Raw genomic sequence first — 21,274 nt, 5'->3', positions numbered from 1 at the left:
CTGACTAGCTAATCGTTAATTTATAACGAAGAATTTTTTAAAAATGTTAAATTTTAGATGCTTTGTGATGGGAAGAATGTGTGAAAGCGCATTCTTTTCATTTTTTATGTAAAAGTTATGTTTTTCTAACGTCAGAACCCTTACATAGTTTGTTTTTTCGTGTTAATGTGAATAATATTAGATAACACTGCAGGAGGTTGTTCGACAATGAAAAAAATTGCCGTATTAACAAGTGGTGGAGATGCACCTGGCATGAACGCAGCCATTCGAGCAGTCGTTCGTAAGGCAGCTTATCATGGACTAGATGTTGTTGGCATTAAGCATGGCTATGAAGGTTTAATTAAAGGATCTTTTGAGCTACTTGATTTAGGCTCTGTAGGTGGCATCATTCAAAGAGGGGGTACGAATTTATTTTCAGCTCGTTGCCCTGAATTTAAAGAAGATGCTGTCCAACAACAAGGTATTGCTAAAATGCGAGAAGCAGGTATTGAAGGTTTAGTTGTTATCGGGGGTGATGGTTCCTATCGAGGTGCTATGGACCTTGTGAAAAAAGGGTTCCCAGTTGTTGGTGTGCCTGGAACGATTGATAACGATGTTCCTGGAACAGAATATACAATTGGCTTTGATACCGCGCTTAATACAGTCGTTGAATCAATCGATAAAATTCGTGATACGGCGACTTCCCATGAAAACTCTTTTATTGTTGAAGTTATGGGGCGTGATGCTGGTGATATCGCATTATGGGCAGGGCTTGCAGCAGGTGCTGAAACCGTCTTAATTCCCGAGGAAGATTATGATTTAGACGACATCATATCGCGTCTAGAGCGTGGTGAAGCACGAGGGAAAAAGCATAGTATCATTATTGTAGCAGAGGGTGTAATGTCAGGAAGCGATTTGGCAAAACTACTAAAAGAAAAGACGGGGAAAGAGACGCGTGTTTCAGTTCTTGGTCATATTCAACGCGGTGGTTCTCCAACGGCACGTGATCGTGTCCTCGCAAGTCAATTTGGTGCACATGCAGTAGAATTATTAATGGAAGGTAAATCTGGTCGAGCTGTAGGCATACGCAACCATACAGTAATTGACTATGATATGCCAGAAGCTTTTGAAAAGCATCATGAGTCAGATGTAAGCTTGTATACTTTAATGAAAGAACTATCAATATAATTTGGCGTAAAACGGAGTGGGCAGAAAATGAGAAAAACAAAAATCGTATGTACAATTGGTCCAGCAAGTGAGTCACCGGAAGTTTTAGAGAAACTAATTGAGGCAGGTATGAATGTAGCCCGCTTAAATTTTTCACATGGTTCACATGAAGAACATGAAGTGCGCATTAATTTAATTCGTGAAGTTGCAGATAAGTTAGGAAAACCAGTAGGGATTTTGCTCGACACAAAAGGACCTGAAATTCGCACGCATAATATGCAAAATGGAGAACTGCATTTAACAGCAGGACAAGTAATCGATATTTCGATGACGGAAGTAGAAGGAACAGAGGCAAGCTTCTCTGTTACGTATGACCGACTAATTGAAGACGTAGAACAAAACTCCATTATTTTATTGGATGATGGGTTAATTCAATTACGTGTGTTAGCAACAGATACGGAAAAAGGGCTTATCCACACAATAGTAGAAAATGCTGGGGTCTTAAAAAATAAAAAAGGTGTTAACGTCCCTGGCGTTTCAGTGCAATTACCAGGTATTACTGAAAAAGATGCACAAGATATATTATTTGGTATTAAGCAAGGTGTCGATTTTATTGCCGCTTCATTCGTTCGTCGAGCGAAAGATGTATTAGAAATTCGTGAATTACTTGAGCAAAATGGTGGTAGTCATATTCAAATTATCCCGAAAATCGAGAACCAAGAAGGTGTCGATAATATTGACGAAATCATTTTAGTATCAGATGGATTAATGGTAGCACGTGGTGACCTTGGTGTAGAAATTCCAGCCGAAGAGGTACCTTTAGTTCAAAAGAAATTAATTCTAAAATGTAACCAAGTTGGTAAACCGGTTATTACAGCTACTCAAATGTTAGACTCAATGCAACGTAATCCTCGTCCAACACGTGCTGAAGCAAGTGACGTTGCGAACGCCATTATTGATGGAACGGATGCGATTATGCTATCTGGTGAAACAGCAGCAGGAATTTACCCAGTGGAATCTGTACAAACGATGAATAAAATTGCACAGCGCACTGAAAATTCATTGGATTATAAAGCAATCGTTTCGACACGTAGTCGTGAAAAAGAAGCGAATATGACAGAGGCTATTTCTCAGGCAGTAGCTTATACTTCGATAAACTTAGGCGTGAAAGCGGTATTGGCACCAACGGAAAGCGGAAATACAGCGAGAATGATTGCAAAATATCGTCCTGGTGTACCAATTGTTGCTGTTACGGGCTCTGCAAATACAGCCAATACACTAACGCTTGTATGGGGTGTCTATCCGGTAGTATGTCAACGTGTTACAACGACAGACGAAATTTTAGAGCTGGCAGTAGACGAAAGTTTAAAACATGGCTATGTTACGCATGGTGATGCAGTTGTTATTACGGCTGGAGTTCCTGTTGGTGAAGCAGGTACTACAAACTTAATGAAAGTTCACATTATTGGTGATTTACTGGCTCGTGGTCAAGGAATCGGCAAAGCATCAGTAATCGGTAAGACAGTTGTAGCAAAAAATGCAGCAGAGGCATTAGCATATGACACAGATGGCTGCATTTTAGTAACATTAGGTTCGGATCGCGATATGATGCCAGCGATTGAAAATTGCATCTACTTTATTACAGAGGAAGGCGGACTGACTAGTCATGCTGCTGTTGTAGGACTAAGCCTTGGTATCCCTGTAATCGTCGGCGTAAAAGAGGCAACAACATTAATTCGTCACGGTCAGGAAATAACAATGGATGCTGAAACAGGTGTTATTTATAAAGGACATGCAAGTGTACTTTAATAAATAATAACAAGGCTCTAGTAGGGGGAACCGTACTAGAGCCTTTTACATAACAAGTGAAAAATAGTATTTACATGTATTTGTTTTTTAGATGAAACTTATTGGGCTATAATAACGTATAGAAGGTATAGCTTTTTCAATAGAAAGGAGAAAAATATGAAAAAATTTTTTCTTAGTTTTGTTGTATATGCATTAGCCGAACTGGCGTTATTAATAGTTATTGGTCAAAATATTGGCGTTTTCAATACATTATTACTTGTTGTCGCAACGACAATTATTGGTATTTATATAGCGAAAAATAAAGGTATTAATTCCGTGAAAAACGTAAAACATATGGTAGCACGAGGAGAAGCTCCGGGACCTGCATTAGTCGATGCCATGTTGAATTTTAGTGGCGGTGTACTTTTAGCACTACCAGGTTTTATAACAGATGTTATCGGGTTGTTATTGCTGTTACCAATAACACGAAAATTATTCCAACCGCTCGTATTTTACTGGATGCGTAAAAAAATGAAAAAAGGACAATTTATCATTGTTCAAAAATAGATTTTTCTTTCAGCTTAACAGCTAAAAATAAAAATAATGGGCTTAGTAAAATACCATAAAAGCCGAATAATAAAATGGAGGCAGCACTGATGAAAAATGTGTGAAATGTTCGTAATTGCAGTGTATTCGACCAAAGCATAGATTCAGCTAGCTGCCTTGTAAGTTGGACAAACAAATACAATAGTAAAATGGCAACACATAAAAAGGTATTACCATTAAAATAAAAGTAAATGCTCATTGGGACAAGAAAAACACCAATGCCGAAAAAAGGTAGTACATCTGCAAAAGCAACAATAAATGCTTTCGTAATAGCTTGGTCAAATTGGAACATCATAAAGCCTGCACAAAGAATGAGCAGTGTAATCGTAAATAACTGAAATTCCACGAATACAAAGTAATGAAACAGTTGCATAACTTTGGAAAAATGAGATTGCCATTCATGTCTATACTTTTTCGGGACATATTGGAAAAACCAATAACGAGATTTCCTTGTTTCTAATAATGCAAAATAATATGCAACAAGAAAGATAAAAACTTCAATGACGTGCTTCATAAATATTTGAAATAAATTTGCTGTATAAACGACGATTGAATCAAAAATAGACAGCGATTTCTCCTGTAAAAACTGCATGAAAATGGATTCATATTCAGTGAATAATGGGAAGTTTTGGAGTGTGTCTCGTATTTCTGGAAAGATGAGTATAATGCTGTTTATTGATATAATAATGAGGAGAACAATGCAAGAAAGTATCAATATTTCAACGATAATTGCAGCAATCCAATAAGCGATTTTACAGTACTTATGAAGAAAATTTATTATAGGATATGTGGTAAATGATAAAAATATAGCAAGAGACACAGGTAATACTAACCAAAGAATTACTAAATAGAAAATAAACCAGAAAATATTAATAGTTCTTTCGTATGAAAAATATTTAATATTCCTCATTTTTACAAAATCACCCCGATTCAAATGAAAAAATATTGTCAAAATATACAAAACACCCTCTTTAGTACGCATATATAGTCGCTCGTCCGACTTTTTCTTTATTTAAAGGATTTTCATTCACAAAGCTGTCAAAAATGATTATAATAGCAATGTAAGCGATTTACTTAATGGTTCATGTGAGCAAAAAACGTAAATGCTATGTTTGAAAAAGCGTTTACAATAAAAATTATTAGTATGAGGGAGCGATAATTTATGTCAGCAACAAAAGGTTTAGAAGGTATCGTAGCAGCGGAATCTAAAATCAGTTCAATTATCGATGACACACTTACATATGTTGGTTACAACATTGATGATTTAGCAGACAACGCATCATTTGAAGAGGTTATTTACCTACTATGGCACACTCGTTTACCTAAAGCGGACGAGCTTGCTGAGTTAAAACAACAATTAGCAGACAACATGTCTATTCCACAAGCAATTGTAGACCAATTCAAAACGTACCCACTTTCAACTGTACATCCAATGGCTGCACTTCGTACGGCAGTATCTTTACTTGGTGTATTCGATGAAGAAGCGGATGTGATGGATCCAGAAGCTAACTACCGTAAAGCTATCCGTCTACAAGCTAAAATTGCAACAGTTGTGACTGCATTTGCACGTGTACGTAAAGGCTTAGAGCCAATCCAACCAAAAGCAGAGCTTAGCTATGCAGCGAACTTCCTATATATGTTAAAAGGCGAAGAGCCAGCAGCAATCGAAGTAGAAGCGTTCGATAAAGCATTAGTATTACATGCTGACCACGAATTAAATGCCTCTACATTTACAGCACGTGTATGTGTAGCTACATTATCAGATGTTTATTCTGGCGTAACTGCAGCTATCGGTGCATTAAAAGGACCACTTCATGGCGGTGCAAATGAGCAAGTTATGAAGATGTTAACTGAAATTGGTTCACTTGAAAACGTTGAATCTTACATTCAAAATAAATTAGACAACAAAGAAAAAATCATGGGCTTCGGTCACCGCGTATACCGCAAAGGCGACCCACGTGCACCACACTTACGTGTAATGTCACAAAAGTTAACTGAACTAACTGGTAAACCAGAACTTTATCAAATGTCAGTTAAAATCCATGACATGATCGTTGAACAAAAGAAATTACCTGCTAACGTAGACTTCTTCTCTGCATCAGTGTACGATTCTTTAGGTATCGATCATGACTTATTCACACCAATTTTTGCAGTTTCACGTACTTCTGGTTGGGTAGCACATATTCTTGAACAATATGCTAACAACCGCCTAATCCGTCCACGTGCAGAGTATGTTGGACCAGGCATGCAAAAATATGTTCCAATCAGCGAGCGCTAATTTGGAATTTATGCTAGAATATTTGGGACTGTGTTACCTATAACACAGTCCTATGATTATGAATTTAGGAGGCAACATCAATGTCAAACAAAATTGTAGTTGAAAACGGCGTACTTAATGTACCAAACAACCCAGTAATCCCATTCATCGAAGGTGATGGAATCGGTCCAGATATTTGGGCAGCAGCATCTCGCGTAATTGACGCAGCTGTAGAAAAAGCTTATAACGGCGAAAAGAAAATCGAATGGTTAGAAGTTTTAGCTGGTGAAAAAGCATTCAACCAAACAGGTGAATGGTTACCACAAGATACTTTAGACAAAATTAACGAATACCTAATTGCAATCAAAGGTCCTCTTACTACACCAATCGGTGGTGGTATCCGCTCTCTAAACGTAGCATTACGTCAACAACTTGATTTATATGTTTGCTTACGTCCAGTACGTCACTTTGACGGAGTACCTTCTCCAGTTAAACGTCCAGAAGACGTTGATATGGTTATCTTCCGCGAAAACACAGAAGACATCTACGCAGGTATCGAATTCGAATCAGGCTCTGAACAAGCTCAAAAAATCATCAACTTCCTACAAACTGAATTTGGTGTTAACCAAATCCGTTTCCCAGAAACTTCAGGTATCGGTGTAAAACCTGTATCTAAAGAAGGTACTGAGCGTTTAGTACGTTCTGCTATCGAATATGCAATTAAACATAACCGTCCTTCTGTGACTTTAGTTCACAAAGGAAACATCATGAAATTCACTGAAGGTGGATTCAAAAAATGGGGTTATGAATTAGCTGAAACTGAATTTGCTGATCAAACATTCACTTGGAACCAATATGATGCAATCAAAGCTGACCAAGGTGAAGAAGCAGCAAACAAAGCACAAGCTGAAGCTTTAGCAGCTGGTAAAATCTTAGTAAAAGATTCAATCGCTGATATCTTCTTACAACAAATTTTAACTCGTCCAACTGAGTTTGATGTAGTAGCTACAATGAACTTAAATGGTGACTATATTTCTGATGCATTAGCTGCTCAAGTTGGTGGTATCGGTATCGCTCCAGGCGCGAACATTAACTACGTAACTGGTCACGCGATCTTTGAAGCTACTCACGGTACAGCTCCAAAATATGCTGGCTTAGATAAAGTTAACCCATCTTCAGTATTACTTTCAGGTGTATTAATGCTTGAACACTTAGGATGGCAAGAAGCGGCTGATCTAATCACTAAATCTGTAGAGAATACAATCTCTTCAAAAGTTGTAACTTATGACTTCGCTCGTTTAATGGACGGCGCTACAGAAGTGAAATGTTCAGAATTCGCTAACGAACTAATTAAAAACCTATAATTTTTACGAAATAGCGTAAAAATGATCACTGTAACAATCCGGAATGTGTCAACAGACGTTTGTTTCATGTAAAATTGGTTTGCTACAGTAATATTAGTACCTGGTTTAATCGAGGGAGAGAGAATTTATTCTCCTCCCTTTTTTAGCATATATCCTAAAATAAAAGGAGCGTATTCAAATGACTTTGAAACGTAAAAAAATCTCAGTAATCGGTGGCGGATTCACCGGCGCAACTGCAGCTTTTTTAGCAGCACAAAAAGAACTTGGCGATGTTGTATTAGTCGATATCCCACAAGCTGAAAATCCAACAAAGGGTAAAGCTTTAGATATGTGGGAAGCTGCGCCAATACAAGGTTTTGATTCTTTTGTAAAAGGTACTTCTAACTATGCAGATACTGCTGATTCTGATGTAGTCATCATTACTGCAGGTGTCGCACGTAAACCTGGCATGAGCCGTGACGACTTAGTTCAAATCAACCAAGGCGTTATGAAAACTGTTTCAAAAGAAATCGCTGTTCATTCACCAAACGCAACCATTCTCGTATTGACAAATCCTGTTGATGCGATGACTTACACAGTATTTAAAGAAACGGGCTTTCCAAAAAACCGTGTAATCGGACAATCAGGTGTACTTGATACCGCTCGATTCTGTGCTTTTGTAGCTGAAGAGCTAAACATCTCTGTAAAAGACATTACTGGTTTTGTATTAGGTGGTCATGGTGATACAATGGTACCACTTACTCGTTATTCTTTTGCTGGTGGTATTCCTTTAGAAACTTTAATCGCTCCAGAACGTTTAGCAGCAATTGTAGATCGCACGCGCAATGGTGGTGCAGAAATCGTCAACTTACTTGGTAACGGTTCCGCATACTATGCTCCAGCAGCTGCACTTGTTGAAATGGCTGAAGCAATCATTAAAGATCAAAAGCGTATACTTCCATCTATCGCCTACCTAGAAGGTGAATATGGTTACAATGATATTTATTTAGGAGTACCAACATTACTTGGTGCAAACGGTATTGAAAAAATCTTTGAACTGGCATTAACGGATGAAGAAAAAGCTGCATTAGATAATTCTGCTGACGCTGTCAAAGCAGTTATGAAAGTTTTAGCTTAATCAAAGTTTATGAAATCGAGTAAGATTCATTCTTACTCGATTTTTTTTTATGCAGAAAAATATTAAAAAAAGCCACTTTTGTACTTTATACTATGCCTAGTTATAAAATGGTTATTCTGCTTTTCGTTGTACTTTTAGAATAAAATTGATACTATGAAGGTAGTATGATAGAAAAGGGGTTGGCGTATCTTTGCTTCAAAAGAACAGTAAGCTTGGTCTCACTATTGATGAAATTACAGTTGGCGAGAAAATTCATATTACTGAAAAAATAGAAGATAAGGATTTATTGCTTTATTTAGGACTTACAAATGATAGTAATCCATTATATATTCAACATGAATATGCAGCGATGACGCCTTTTAAAAAGCCAATTGTACCAACTATTATGTTAAATGGCATAATTACGTCAGCTGTCTCAAAGTATATACCTGGACCAGGAGCGCGTATTATCGAACAACATTTAACGTATTTAGGACCACTCTATCATTATGAATTATTTGATACGTTTTTAGAGGTAACAGCAGTCAATAAAGTACAGAATACTATTACTGTATCTGTGCTCTCCTATAATGAACAAAAGCAGCTTGTAATTGAAGGTACATTGCTGGTGACACCACCACTGGCATTATAGCGAGCGTCTTAAGATTTGAAATGGGGGTTTCAAATCACTAACGGAGGCAATATACATGACAAAGACAATTTTAGTTGTAGAAGATGAGTTTTCTATTGCGACCTTATTAAAATATAATTTAGAACAGGCTGGCTATTTAGTTGAGACGGCAGCCGATGGTTTAGAAGGGCTAAATAGAGCCATGGAAATTCAGCCCGATTTAATCCTTTTGGACTTAATGCTTCCAAAGTTAGATGGTATGGAAGTTTGTAAGCAAATTCGTCAACAACGAATGAATACACCGATTATTATGTTAACAGCAAAAGATGATGAATTCGATAAAGTACTTGGTTTGGAATTAGGGGCTGACGATTATATGACAAAGCCTTTTAGTCCACGTGAAGTATTAGCACGTGTTAAAGCGGTTTTAAGACGCTTTACACAAAATGTTGTGATTGAGGATAAGGATGCATCTCAAGAAAAAATGTACGAATTTGGACAATTACGCGTATTTCCTGAGCGTTTTGAAGTATTTTTACAAGAGGAAGCACTGGAATTTACACCGAAAGAATTTGAGTTGCTTATTTATTTACTCGAAAACAAAAACCGTGTTTTAACGCGTGATCAGCTTTTAAGTGCTGTCTGGAAGTATGATTTTGCAGGCGATACTCGTATTGTAGATGTGCACATTAGTCACCTCCGCGATAAAATTGAAGAAAATAGTCGTAAACCGATGTTTATTAAAACAATTCGTGGTCTTGGCTATAAATTTGAGGAGCCGAAAACTTCATGAAATCAATGAGTAACCGCTTATTCTTGACATTCATGCTCTCACTCGGAACGATTCTAGCTGTCCTAATGATTGTTATAGGTCAGCTTTTTCCTGTTTATGTAGAACAATACAAAGAGCAGGCGAGCTCATCAAGTCAAGAAGCAATCGAAAAAGTACTAGAGGAACGTCAAATTACTTTATCTGAGGAAGATAAAAAAGCATTAGTTGCATCTCAAACAATCGAAATAAAGGACTCGCTCTTGTCATACGTGCGTGCCCGTCTGTATGGTGTTTTAGCAATATTATTTACGATTACGCTGCTATTAATAGCCGTTGTAAGTCGTTACATGATTGTGAATTTCACCGCACCGATTGATAATGTAACCGAAACGGCACTTGAATTAGCAAAAGGAAATTACCGTGCTCGTGCACACGAGAATGAGCAGGAACGCATGATGCCTCTTAGTCATTCCATCAATATTTTAGCGCGTAATTTACAGGATATTACGACGATTCGTGAAGTAGAAGAAGAAAGGCTAAAAACGTTAATTGAAAACATGGGCAGCTCACTTATGATGATTGGACGTGAGGGGAATATTTCAATCGTCAATCGCGTGTTTTTAGAGCGCTTTGGTATGCAACTTGAGGATGTACAAGGAAAAGTTTTTCGTACGATTGGCTTACCGAAAACGCTTGAGCAATTTATAGACCATGTATTTTTAACAGAAATGCCCTATCGCCAACAAATAAAAATGGAAGTACAGCAGGAGTTATATAATAAAGAAGTGTACGGTGCTCCTGTTATTGGCGACCACGGACGTTGGCTAGGCGTTGTCATTGTTATGCATGATATAACAGAGCTTGTACGCTTAGAGCAAATACGGAAAGACTTTGTAGCCAATGTATCACACGAACTGCGTACGCCGATTACATCCATTAAAGGCTTTTCTGAAACACTGCTTGATGGTGCATACAAGGATGAAAAGATGCTGCTGTCTTTTTTAGAAATTATGCATAAAGAGAGCAATCGTCTTCAAATGCTCATCCAAGATTTATTAGAGTTATCTAAAATCGAGCAACATGGTTTCACGGTAAATATTATGCCTATGGGCTTGCAGGATGTACTGATACGTGGAGCAGAATTAACAGGGCCACGACTCGATGAAAAAAATATGAGCTTTCATGTGGATATTGCTCGTGATGTGGAAGTAATGGGGGATGCAAATCGCGTTATTCAAATTGTAACGAATTTAATCACAAACGCCATCACCTATTCACCTGAAGATACAACCGTCACGATTCGCTTGAAGGAAAATGATATGTATGGAATTATTGAAATTGAAGATGAAGGTATAGGGATTGAAAAGCATGAAATTGCACGTGTCTTTGAACGTTTTTATCGTGTCGATCGTGCACGTAGTAGAAATTCGGGTGGAACCGGTTTAGGGCTAGCCATTGTTAAGCATTTAGTGGAGGCACATCATGGGCGAATTCAGGTAGAAAGTAAAGTAGGGGTTGGCACAAAAATGATTGTAATGATTCCTAAAAAATTAACAAATTCTTTACAATAATTATATGTAGGATTCAAAATAGAGGGCTATACTGTTTTATAGAAACCCCCTATTTTGTGAAGACGAATATAATGAAGAAAAAATCTTGATAACTTGTATGAAGATTTTTATGGTTGCTACTTTAGCTTTCGCCACAGAAGAATCTATTTCCAAATTTATTTTGGGGATAGATTTTTTCTGTTTTACACGTAGTAGATTTAGGTGTAAAGTATAGTAGCATAAAAAATTGAGAGAAGGTTGACCATGAAAATCGTCAAAAGTTTCGTGCAAATTGGCTATCTTTATATAATATTATTTATTGGGAATAGCATTGCTCGTTTACTTCACTTGCCGATTCCCGGTAGTATAATTGGACTTATTTTATTATTTTTAATGTTACAGTTTCATCTTATTAAATTAGAATGGATTGAGTTAGGCGCAGGGTTATTACTTAGTGAATTGTTATTATTTTTCATACCTTCCGCGATAGGTATCATTGATTATGATGCATTATTCGGTATACAAGGCGTGAAAGTAATACTTGTTATTTCAGTTAGTGCATTTGTAGTAATGTTAGTGACGGGTTATACTGCGCAGTGGTTAGAGAGAAAGAAGGGGGATGCTGCATGAACATAGTGATTGCTGTCATCAGTTTATTAGGGACCATTGCGATTTTTTATGCTTGCAAAGCGCTCTATCAAAAGTTTCGTAAAGAATGGCTTACGCCAATTTTGATTAGCCCGTTAGTTATTATTTTATTGTTGCTAGTAACTGGTACATCCTATGAATCTTATAATGCAGGGGCTGATATTTTATCGAATTTATTAGGGCCTACAACCGTTGCATTTGCTGTACCGATTTATAAAAATTTTGATCTATTAAAAAAACATGCATTTGAAATTGTCCTTAGCATTGCAATCGGATCAGCCGTTGCAATCGCTTCTTCCTTTATTATAGCGTTAGTAGTTGGGCTAAATGATGAGCTAGTTCATAGCTTAGTGCCACGGTCTGTCACAACGCCTATTGCGATGGATATTTCCAATATGATAGGTGGTTCACCTACACTTACTGCGGTTTTTGTTATGACAACGGGTATTTTAGCTAGCCTACTTGCACCAATCGTGATGCGGATATGTCGTTTCCAAAAGCCATCTGCAAGAGGGTTAATGCTTGGCATGGGTGCGCATGGAACGGGTACGTCAAAAGCATTTGAATTAGGGGAACTAGAAGGTACTTTTGCTAGTTTAGCGATGATTGTAGCTGCCCTAATAAGCATCGTGTTGTCAGCTACATTTTTCCCAGTGTTAGAACATTTCGTTATGAATATCCTGTTACCTTCACGGTGACGGGATATTTTTTTGTAATTGTATGTGTGCCAGTCACTCAAACAATTTATCTAATTTTACTTTATGAAATTATTTTGAATCTTTTTATGAAATATCCCGTATACAATAGTACTAAGCATAAGGGAGGAACAGACATGAGTGTGAAAAGGACACTAATGATGGTAGGGCTTGGGATTTTCGGCATTGTAGCACTAATCGCTGTATTTACTTCATGGTACACAGTCGATGAATCGGAGCAAGCAGTTGTCATCACGTTTGGCCGTGCTGATGAAACGGTAACAAATCCAGGTTTACATTTTAAATTGCCTTGGCCTATACAATCCGTTGAGATTTTGTCAAGAGAAACATTTAGTTTACAGTTTGGCTATAAGCAAAATAAAGAAGGTGAATTGGAAGCTTATGATGCTGAAACGAAAATGATTACAGGTGATGAATATATTGTTTTAACAGATCTTGTAGTGCAATGGAAAATTACAGATCCTAGCAAATACTTATTTAATGCACAAAATCCAGAAGAAATATTACATAGCGCTACATCGAGCGCCATTCGCTCAATCATTGGTAGTTCAACAATTGATGCTGCGTTAACAGATGGAAAAGCAGATATTGAAGCCGAAACAAGAGAATTGCTTGTTTCACTTATAGATAAATATGATATTGGGATTGGCGTATTAGGTGTCAAATTACAGGATGTAGAATTACCGAATGCGGAAGTACGTGCGGCATTTACTGCAGTAACAGATGCACGCGAGATGAAAAATACAAAAACGAATGAAGCGCAAAAATATAAAAACCAACGAATTAGCGAAGCTGAAGGGGAAAAGGACGCCATCATTTCAAAAGCAAATGGTGCGAAAACAGCTCGTATTGAGCAAGCTTATGGGGATGTCGCAGTCTTTAATAAAATGTATGAACAATATAAAGGTAACCAACAAATTACGCGAGAACGTTTAATTTTAGAAACGCTCGAAAATGTTCTTCCGAAGGCACAAATTTATATTATGAATGATGATGGTAGTACGATGAAGTATTTGCCATTACAAGCATTACAACCAACAGTACAACAGGAGCCAAAAGAACAGCAGGCACCAACAGATAAAAAAGAAGGGAGCGGTAATTAATGGACCAGAAAAATAAAGATCTTGAAAAATTTCTAAATTTTTTATCAGGGAAGTCAAAAAATACTGCTCCAAGTGATGGAGACAATGTTATCAAGATGTCAAAAAAGGGCCCGTTGAATCCTAAAAAATACATTTCTCTTGTTGTCACATTAACTGTTGTTTTTGCTATTGCCATTATTCTTTTTGCTAATGTATACATCGTAAAAGAATCTGAATATGCTGTTGTTCGACAATTTGGGGAAGTAGTAAAATTTGAACGTGATCCAGGGCTTAAAATGAAAGTACCATTTATTCAAAGTGTAACAACGCTACCCAAAAATCAAATGACCTATAATATTTCAGAGGAAGAGATTAATACAAAGGACAAAAAACGTATCATTATTGATAATTATGCAGTATGGCGCATTACAGACCCGAAAGCACTAATCTCCAATGCGGGTACGCTGACGAAGGCAGAATCTAGAATGGAGGAGTTTATTTATTCTGTCATTCGAACAGAGCTTGGTCAACTTAAATACGATGAAATCATTAATGATGAAAATTCCTCTCGAGGTAGTTTAAATGATCGTGTAACAGCACGTGTGAATGAATTATTGCTAAACGATAAATACGGAATTGAAGTAGTAGATGTACGTATCCGTCGAACGGATTTGCCAGCAGAAAATGAGCAGTCTGTATTTACGCGTATGGTTTCAGAACGACAATCAACTGCACAACTATATTTATCAGAAGGTGATGCGGATAAACGCCGTATCGAAGCACAAACAGATAGAGAAGTGCAAGAAATGCTAGCAACAGCCAATAAAGAAGCAGCATTGATACAAGCGGAAGGAGAAGCGGAGGCAGCGAAAATTTACAATAGCTCCTTCTCTAAAGACCCGGAATTTTATTCGCTCTACCGTACGTTAGAATCGTACAAGAAAACAGTTGGTGAGGATACGGTGATTATCTTGCCGTCTACTTCACCGTATGCAAAAGTGTTATCAGGCTATATAAAGTAATACTGGAATCCTTGCAGGGGTTAATAAAGAATATACTAAATATAATAGATAGTACTAGTTGTTAGGAGCTAAGCGGTGACTTCTGCTCAGAACGCACACAGTGTAAGACGCGGGCATTCCGCGCGTTAGCGAGGGTTGCGGCTTACTGTGCTGAGCGGAAAGTACCGCTGAAGTGGACAATAACGGCGCAGCAAAAAAGTGTTAGATTGACGACAATCAATCTAACACTTTTTCTCTTTTGACCTTGTAGTAATGCTAGTATCCAAACTATGAAATTAATTCTAACAAATAATTGGTTGTGTTATAGACTGCTATTTTCTGATAAAATGATGTTGTTTAGAAATGATAGATGGGGGTAATAGCTGTGAAACTAACCATTAGCACGTGGCTCCAAAACTTAGGGATTGCTTGTAGCATCGCATCGTTTTTTACACTTTTCTTTCGTATATCTGATTTTGCTTGGATGACGAACAGTGTTTATCATATACCGGTATTTTTTGTTATTTTATTTTTATTAGGATTAGTCATTGCAGAGGATGTACGCAAAGCTTCTAAAAAAATATTTTGGTACGAGAAACGGCAAGAGAAACGCCCAATTTGGCAGGTGGGCATTGGTTTTATTTTCTTCCTCGCGCAAATCGGCGTAGTCATGGTGTTTAGTGCAGGACTAACACAGTTAAAACTAGGCGGTATGCCGCTATTTTTTGTTATTGCTTTTATGAATGCTTTCATGATGACAGTTATTTATGAGGAAATTTTCTTTCGTAAAGAAAGAGCTAAAAATGTTAGTCAATAAGAGTAGAGTCGATTGCATGTGCAATTGACTTTTTTTATGGATTTAACGGAAAATACCATGGAATGTTGCGTGATTTTAATTTTTCAACTGATCTGCGTCCCTATGATTGGTAAAAAGTCTGTTTTCCCGATAAAGTAGAGGAAAGAGGCATTTTCAAACATACGTTTTCGTTTTACAATGAAAAGAACGACGACTTCAGGAGGAAATAAGATGACTAAGGAAAAATTACTATTACTAGACGGTAATAGTTTAGCTTACCGCGCTTTTTTTGCATTGCCACTGCTGACAAATGATAGCGGTATTCATACCAATGCAGTGTACGGCTTTACAACGATGTTGCAACGAATTTTGGAGGAAGAACAACCGACGAAGATGCTCGTTGCTTTCGATGCAGGTAAAACGACATTTCGTCACGATACATTTACGGAATATAAAGGTGGCCGTCAAAAAACGCCACCAGAACTTTCAGAGCAGTTTCCTTATATTCGCAAACTGATTGATGCTTATGGAATTAAACGCTATGAACTAGACATGTACGAAGCGGACGATATTATTGGCACATTGGCAAAAGAAGCAGCAGGACAAGATATGGAAGTAATTATCGTGTCAGGAGACCGTGACCTTACCCAGCTCGCAACGGATAAGGTAACAGTGTATATTACGAAAAAGGGCATTACAGAAATCGAAAAAAACACACCTGCATTTATCGAAGAAAAGTATGGCTTAACACCTCTTCAAATTATAGATATGAAAGGTTTAATGGGGGATGCCTCTGATAATATTCCTGGAGTACCTGGTGTTGGCGAAAAAACGGCTGTTAAATTGTTAAAAGAGCATGGCTCAGTTGAGGCACTGTATGAAGCAATGGATACGTTAAAGGCTTCCAAGATGAAAGAAAAGCTTGTTGCCAATGAAGAGCAGGCATTAATGAGTAAAAAGCTTGCTACAATTTTTACTGAAGCACCGATTGATTTAACGTTAAATGACCTTGCTTATGGTGGACCTAACGAAGAAGAACTAATTAGTGTGTGGCAGGAGCTCGGCTTCAAATCACTACTAGATAAAAGTAATTTTACTGTGGAAGAACACCAACAGGCACCATTTGCTTTTGACATTGTACAAGAAGTGAAGCCAGAGCACTTAAAGGACGTTATGGCGATACATGTAGAGTTAGAAGATGAGCATTATCATACTTGTCAGCCACTAGGTATTGCTTTAACGGATGGCACAGCTACGATTTATGTGCCATTTGAAGTGGCTTCTACATCTGATTTGCTACGTCGATGGTTAGAAGACGCTACGAAGATTAAATATATAACAGATACGAAGGCAGCACAGGCGGCTTTAAAGCGTGTAGGTATTCGTTTAGCAGGGGTGGAGTTTGACCTATTGCTTGCATCCTATATTAATAACCCTGCACTTAGCGGTGATGATGTGGCAACACTTGCAAAGGATTTAGGCTATCGAGAAGTGCAAGCAAATGAGGCGGTTTATGGTAAAGGAGCAAAACGTGCTATACCAGCAAGTGATGTACTAGCTGAACATGTTAGTCGTAAAGCGTTTGCTGTGTGGACATTACAACCTAAACTAGAGGCATTGTTAAAGGAAAATGAACAGTTTGAACTGTATAAAAACTTAGAACTACCACTTGCGTCGATTTTAAGTGAAATGGAAAGTGAAGGGATTACAGTAAATCGTGCCACACTTGAAACGATGGGGCAGGAGCTAAATAATAAATTAGTAGTGATTGAGCAGGAAATTTATGCGGAAGCGGGCGAAGCATTCAATATAAATTCACCAAAGCAATTAGGCGTTATCCTTTTTGACAAGCTAGGTTTACCAGTGATTAAAAAAACGAAAACAGGTTATTCCACAGCAGCAGATGTGTTGGAAAAATTAAAGCCAGAGCATGCCATTATCGAGCATATTTTACTGTACCGTCAGCTCGGTAAGTTACAATCAACGTATATTGAAGGCTTGCTAAAAGAAATCCATAAAGAAGACGGAAAAGTACACACACGCTTCCAACAGGCATTGACGTCAACAGGTCGCCTAAGCTCAACGGACCCTAACCTACAAAACATTCCAATTCGTTTAGAGGAAGGGCGAAAAATTCGTCAGGCATTTGTGCCATCGCAAGAAGATTGGATTCTTTTCTCTGCGGATTACTCTCAAATTGAGTTGCGTGTACTTGCTCATATGTCAGAGGATAAAAACTTAGTGGAAGCTTTCCGTGAAGGCATGGATGTTCATACACGTACCGCGATGGATGTTTTCCATGTAACCGCAGAAGAAGTTGATAGCAACATGCGTAGAGCTGCCAAGGCAGTTAACTTCGGTATCGTGTATGGCATTAGTGATTATGGATTATCACAAAATTTAGATATCACACGTAAGGAAGCAGCCGTTTTTATTGAGAAATATTTTGCCAGCTTCCCTGGTGTAAAAAACTATATGGATGAGATTGTCCAAGATGCAAAATTTAATGGTTTTGTCACAACGTTATTGAATCGTCGTCGTTATTTACCAGATATCACGAGTTCGAATTTCAATCTACGAAGCTTTGCAGAGCGCACAGCGATGAATACGCCGATTCAAGGAAGCGCGGCAGATATTATTAAAAAAGCAATGATTGATATGGATGCTCGCTTGAAAAAGGAAAACATGCAAGCAAAACTTCTTTTACAGGTGCACGATGAATTAATTTTTGAAGCGCCTAGAGAAGAAATTGCCTTGCTCGAAAAAATTGTACCAGAGGTTATGGAAAATGCCATTGAGTTGATTGTTCCATTGAAAGTGGACTTCAACTATGGGGCAACTTGGTACGAAGCAAAGTAAGGAGGGGTAAAATGCCTGAATTACCAGAGGTAGAAGGTGTCGTGCAGGCATTAAAGCCGGAAGTTGAAGGTCGCACAATTAAGCAGGTTCAACTGTCAGAAATTGTCCGCTTTTCTTATGATGAAGGAAAGCAATGTATCGTTAAGCAAGCTGAGCCCGATGCATTTGAAATGGCATTATCTCAAATGACGATTACGAAGATTGAGCGCCGTGCTAAATATATATTTTTTCATTTGGTGAAAGAAGATGTGTCCTATGTATTAGTCAGTCATTTAGGCATGACAGGTGCATGGTTTATCGTCAACACGCCTGAAGAAATCAATGAAGAAAAATTTAAAAAGCATATTCATGCAACTTTTCAAATGGCAGATGGTGGCTATTTAATTTATTCAGATATTCGCCGTTTTGGTGAGTTGCGATTTTTAACGAAAATTGAAGATCATGCGCCACTGACAAAAATGGCGCCTGAACCGTTTGATGAGATAGCATGTGATTATTTTATAGCCAAATCCATGCTACCGAAATACGAGAAAAAGGCTGTTAAAGAAGTCATTATGGACGGCCAAGTGATTTCGGGCTGTGGCAATATATATGCGACAGAAGCATTATTTGCTCAAAAAATTCACCCAGCCCGCAAAATGAACCGCATAAGTGAAAAACGAAAACGTGCACTTTTTGGGGCAATTGTTGACGTCCTGCGTCAAAGTATTGAAGCGGGAGGTTCAACGATTTCGGATTATCGTAATATTAATGGCGAGGCAGGAAGCATGCAAAATCGATTACAAATGTACGGTAAAAAGATATGCCCAGTGTGTGGAACAGGGACGAGTCAAATGACAATTGGTGGACGTACATCTGTATATTGTCCAAATTGTCAACATTAAAGGGGAATTTACTATGATTATCGGACTAACAGGAAGTATTGCAAGTGGTAAAAGCACAGTCGCCAAAATGATGACAGCGCTTGGATTACCGATTGTCGATGCAGATGTTGTAGCACGTGATGTTGTGGAACCAGGAACGGAGACGTTGGCACTTATTGTCCAAAATTTCGGTGCAGACATTTTACTTGAAGATGGCAACTTAAATCGTCCAAAGCTTGGTGATATTATTTTTCATGAGCCGGCGAAACGCAAAATTTTAAATGATATTATGCATCCTGCTATTCGTCAGGAAATGTTACGCCAACGCGATGCATATATAGAGGCTGGACAAAAGCATGTCGTGATGGATATTCCATTACTGTTTGAAAGTAAATTGGAGCATTTTGTAGAGCGAATACTTGTTGTTTCAGTTAGTGAAGAGGTGCAACTTCGACGATTAATGGAGCGCAATCAATTATCAAAGGAAGATGCGCTAGCTCGTATGCATTCACAGTTACCCATGTCTGTGAAAGAAAAAAGTGCACATGCGGTGATTTACAACAATGAAAATTTACAACAAACAGAAGAGCAGTTAAAGAAAATTCTGACGCATTGGGGCGTACTTTAGTCAAAAAGCGCAACGTTAATTACTACACAGAGAAGCTCCAAAAAGGCATCGAGAGATTATTCTTGATGCCTTTGTTATTTTTCACCTTTTTGTACCACATCTTAGGTTAGTTGGCGTGCTCGCCCATAGAACAAATCAACCAGTATGTAGCCAAAGGCATTCTAGGCACAGCAATTATTGCTGTGCATTTTTTTGTTTATAAGCGTAATAATAAACATGAAGTACTGAATTTTTTTATTTCAAAAAAGGTGCTATTTTTCAGAAAATAAGAACTTTTTTATTATGGATATATAATGTTCATCTTTTTTAAAATTGTGTTATACTAATTAGCATAAAGTATATAATGAATATGAGTATGCACTCACAGGAGGATTTTATAATGACAGTATCAGTTGCTATTAACGGTTTCGGACGTATCGGACGTATGGTTTTCCGCCAAGCGATCGTACAGGAAGGTTTAAATATTGTTGCAATTAACGCAAGCTACCCAGCGGAAACGTTAGCACATTTGATTAAGTATGACACAAATCACGGAACATTCGAAGGTACGGTTGAACCAGCAGACGATGCTTTAATTGTAAATGGTAAACGTGTCCAAATTATTAGCGAACGTGATCCATTAAAATTACCATGGGCTACAATGGGCGTGGATATTGTAATTGAAGCAACTGGTAAATTCAATGATCGTGAGAAAGCAGCAATGCACCTTGAAGCAGGCGCAAAGAAAGTAATTTTAACAGCTCCAGGTAAAAACGAAGATGTTACAATTGTTTTAGGTGTAAATGATGAAAAGCTTGATGTTGAAAAACATGATGTTATTTCAAATGCTTCTTGTACAACAAACTGCTTAGCACCGGTTGCAAAAGTGTTAAATGATACTTTTGGTATCGAAAGCGGTTTAATGACAACAGTTCACGCATATACAAATGACCAAAAAAACTTAGATAACCCACATAAAGATTTACGTCGTGCGCGCGGTTGTGCACAATCGATTATTCCAACATCTACAGGTGCTGCAAAAGCATTAAAATTAGTGTTACCAGAATTAGAAGGCAAAATTCACGGTATGGCACTTCGCGTTCCAACACCAAACGTATCACTAGTTGACCTTGTTGTAGATTTAAATACAGATGTGACAGTTGATTCAGTTAATGCTGCATTTGTCAAAGCAGCAACAGAAGGGCCGATGAAAGGTATTTTAAACTTCTCAATTGAGCCGCTTGTATCTGCTGATTACAATACAACAACATACTCATCTACAGTTGATGGACTTTCAACAATGGTGATGGGTAACCGTAAAGTAAAAGTACTTGCTTGGTATGATAATGAGTGGGGCTATTCTGCACGTGTTGTAGACCTAGTGCAAAAAGTTGCAAAAGCGCTAGAAACAGTTAACGCATAATGAACGCTATTGGCACATTGAAATCTTATGGTTTCAATGTGCTTTTTTTTGCAAGTTAGGATGTAAAGC

The 21,274-nt window shown here is 37.8% G+C and carries 19 protein-coding genes; 18 read left to right on the top strand and 1 reads right to left on the bottom strand.

All coding sequences use genetic code 11. From position 1 onward, the window contains the following. The first annotated feature begins 207 nt into the window (after window positions 1–207). The 3 genes from pfkA (at window position 208) to LO754_RS17425 (ending at window position 3,501) form a co-directional block, all read left to right on the top strand. Window positions 208–1,167 (top strand): 6-phosphofructokinase, encoded by a 960-nt coding sequence (pfkA, locus tag LO754_RS17435; RefSeq protein WP_024363802.1) that lies wholly within the window; start codon window positions 208–210, stop codon window positions 1,165–1,167. 27 nt (window positions 1,168–1,194) lie between these two features. Beyond that, window positions 1,195–2,955 carry a pyruvate kinase gene (gene pyk, locus LO754_RS17430; protein WP_231784908.1) on the top strand — a complete coding sequence of 587 codons (1,761 nt, stop codon included), beginning with the start codon at window positions 1,195–1,197 and terminating at the stop codon, window positions 2,953–2,955. A gap of 156 nt (window positions 2,956–3,111) precedes the next feature. After that, the gene (locus LO754_RS17425; RefSeq protein ID WP_024363804.1) at window positions 3,112–3,501 is read left to right on the top strand and encodes an FxsA family protein; all 390 of its coding nucleotides are present in this window, start codon (window positions 3,112–3,114) and stop codon (window positions 3,499–3,501) included. On the opposite strand, the gene LO754_RS17420 is transcribed toward LO754_RS17425, so the two are convergent. Beyond that, window positions 3,485–4,450 (bottom strand): AI-2E family transporter, encoded by a 966-nt coding sequence (locus LO754_RS17420; RefSeq protein WP_231784907.1) that lies wholly within the window; start codon window positions 4,448–4,450, stop codon window positions 3,485–3,487. The two genes, LO754_RS17425 and LO754_RS17420, sit on opposite strands and share 17 nt — an antisense overlap. A 252-nt stretch (window positions 4,451–4,702) precedes the next feature. Between LO754_RS17420 and citZ the strand changes: the two genes are divergently transcribed. From citZ to LO754_RS17345, 15 genes are all read left to right on the top strand, one after another. Then, on the top strand, window positions 4,703–5,818 hold the full coding sequence (gene citZ / locus LO754_RS17415; RefSeq protein WP_024363806.1) for a citrate synthase: 1,116 nt from the start codon (window positions 4,703–4,705) through the stop codon (window positions 5,816–5,818). Window positions 5,819–5,898: 80 nt separating this feature from the next. Then, a complete protein-coding gene (gene icd / locus LO754_RS17410; protein ID WP_024363807.1) occupies window positions 5,899–7,161 on the top strand; it encodes an NADP-dependent isocitrate dehydrogenase in 1,263 nt (420 codons plus the stop codon). A 178-nt stretch (window positions 7,162–7,339) separates the two neighbouring features. Further along, complete coding sequence (mdh, locus tag LO754_RS17405) at window positions 7,340–8,278, top strand: malate dehydrogenase (RefSeq protein WP_231784906.1); 939 nt, start codon at window positions 7,340–7,342, stop codon at window positions 8,276–8,278. Window positions 8,279–8,468: 190 nt separating this feature from the next. Beyond that, window positions 8,469–8,909 (top strand): MaoC/PaaZ C-terminal domain-containing protein, encoded by a 441-nt coding sequence (locus LO754_RS17400; protein ID WP_024363809.1) that lies wholly within the window; start codon window positions 8,469–8,471, stop codon window positions 8,907–8,909. Between the two features lie 55 nt (window positions 8,910–8,964). Beyond that, entirely contained in the window at window positions 8,965–9,681 is a 717-nt protein-coding gene (locus tag LO754_RS17395; RefSeq protein ID WP_024363810.1) for a response regulator transcription factor, read from the top strand. Next, the gene (gene pnpS / locus LO754_RS17390) at window positions 9,678–11,231 is read left to right on the top strand and encodes a two-component system histidine kinase PnpS (RefSeq protein ID WP_025220303.1); all 1,554 of its coding nucleotides are present in this window, start codon (window positions 9,678–9,680) and stop codon (window positions 11,229–11,231) included. Before LO754_RS17395 ends, pnpS begins: the two co-directional genes overlap by 4 nt. Before the next feature lie 243 nt (window positions 11,232–11,474). After that, window positions 11,475–11,840, top strand: a complete 366-nt coding sequence (locus LO754_RS17385) for a CidA/LrgA family holin-like protein (protein ID WP_024363812.1) — start codon at window positions 11,475–11,477, stop codon at window positions 11,838–11,840. Beyond that, entirely contained in the window at window positions 11,837–12,556 is a 720-nt protein-coding gene (locus tag LO754_RS17380) for an LrgB family protein (protein WP_231784905.1), read from the top strand. Before LO754_RS17385 ends, LO754_RS17380 begins: the two co-directional genes overlap by 4 nt. Before the next feature lie 134 nt (window positions 12,557–12,690). After that, the gene (hflK, locus tag LO754_RS17375) at window positions 12,691–13,677 is read left to right on the top strand and encodes an FtsH protease activity modulator HflK (protein WP_231784904.1); all 987 of its coding nucleotides are present in this window, start codon (window positions 12,691–12,693) and stop codon (window positions 13,675–13,677) included. After that, on the top strand, window positions 13,677–14,678 hold the full coding sequence (hflC, locus tag LO754_RS17370; protein ID WP_024363815.1) for a protease modulator HflC: 1,002 nt from the start codon (window positions 13,677–13,679) through the stop codon (window positions 14,676–14,678). Before hflK ends, hflC begins: the two co-directional genes overlap by 1 nt. Window positions 14,679–15,042: 364 nt before the next feature. Then, the gene (locus LO754_RS17365; protein WP_025220300.1) at window positions 15,043–15,474 is read left to right on the top strand and encodes a hypothetical protein; all 432 of its coding nucleotides are present in this window, start codon (window positions 15,043–15,045) and stop codon (window positions 15,472–15,474) included. Between the two features lie 210 nt (window positions 15,475–15,684). Beyond that, window positions 15,685–18,312, top strand: coding sequence for a DNA polymerase I (polA, locus tag LO754_RS17360; RefSeq protein WP_024363817.1), 2,628 nt, complete (start codon window positions 15,685–15,687; stop codon window positions 18,310–18,312). Window positions 18,313–18,323: 11 nt separating this feature from the next. Further along, window positions 18,324–19,196: a bifunctional DNA-formamidopyrimidine glycosylase/DNA-(apurinic or apyrimidinic site) lyase gene (gene mutM, locus LO754_RS17355; protein ID WP_024363818.1), complete on the top strand. Its 873-nt coding sequence runs from the start codon at window positions 18,324–18,326 to the stop codon at window positions 19,194–19,196. Window positions 19,197–19,209: 13 nt separating this feature from the next. After that, window positions 19,210–19,803: a dephospho-CoA kinase gene (gene coaE, locus LO754_RS17350; protein ID WP_024363819.1), complete on the top strand. Its 594-nt coding sequence runs from the start codon at window positions 19,210–19,212 to the stop codon at window positions 19,801–19,803. Window positions 19,804–20,182: 379 nt separating this feature from the next. Next, on the top strand, window positions 20,183–21,205 hold the full coding sequence (locus LO754_RS17345; RefSeq protein ID WP_025220297.1) for a glyceraldehyde-3-phosphate dehydrogenase: 1,023 nt from the start codon (window positions 20,183–20,185) through the stop codon (window positions 21,203–21,205). The last annotated feature ends 69 nt before the right edge of the window (window positions 21,206–21,274 follow it).

Source organism: Lysinibacillus sp. GJ-1, from assembly GCF_021166035.1.
Classification (GTDB): domain Bacteria; phylum Bacillota; class Bacilli; order Bacillales_A; family Planococcaceae; genus Lysinibacillus; species Lysinibacillus sphaericus.
The sequence above is the reverse complement of the archived record's forward strand: the minus strand, read 5'-3'. Positions and strand labels throughout refer to the sequence as shown.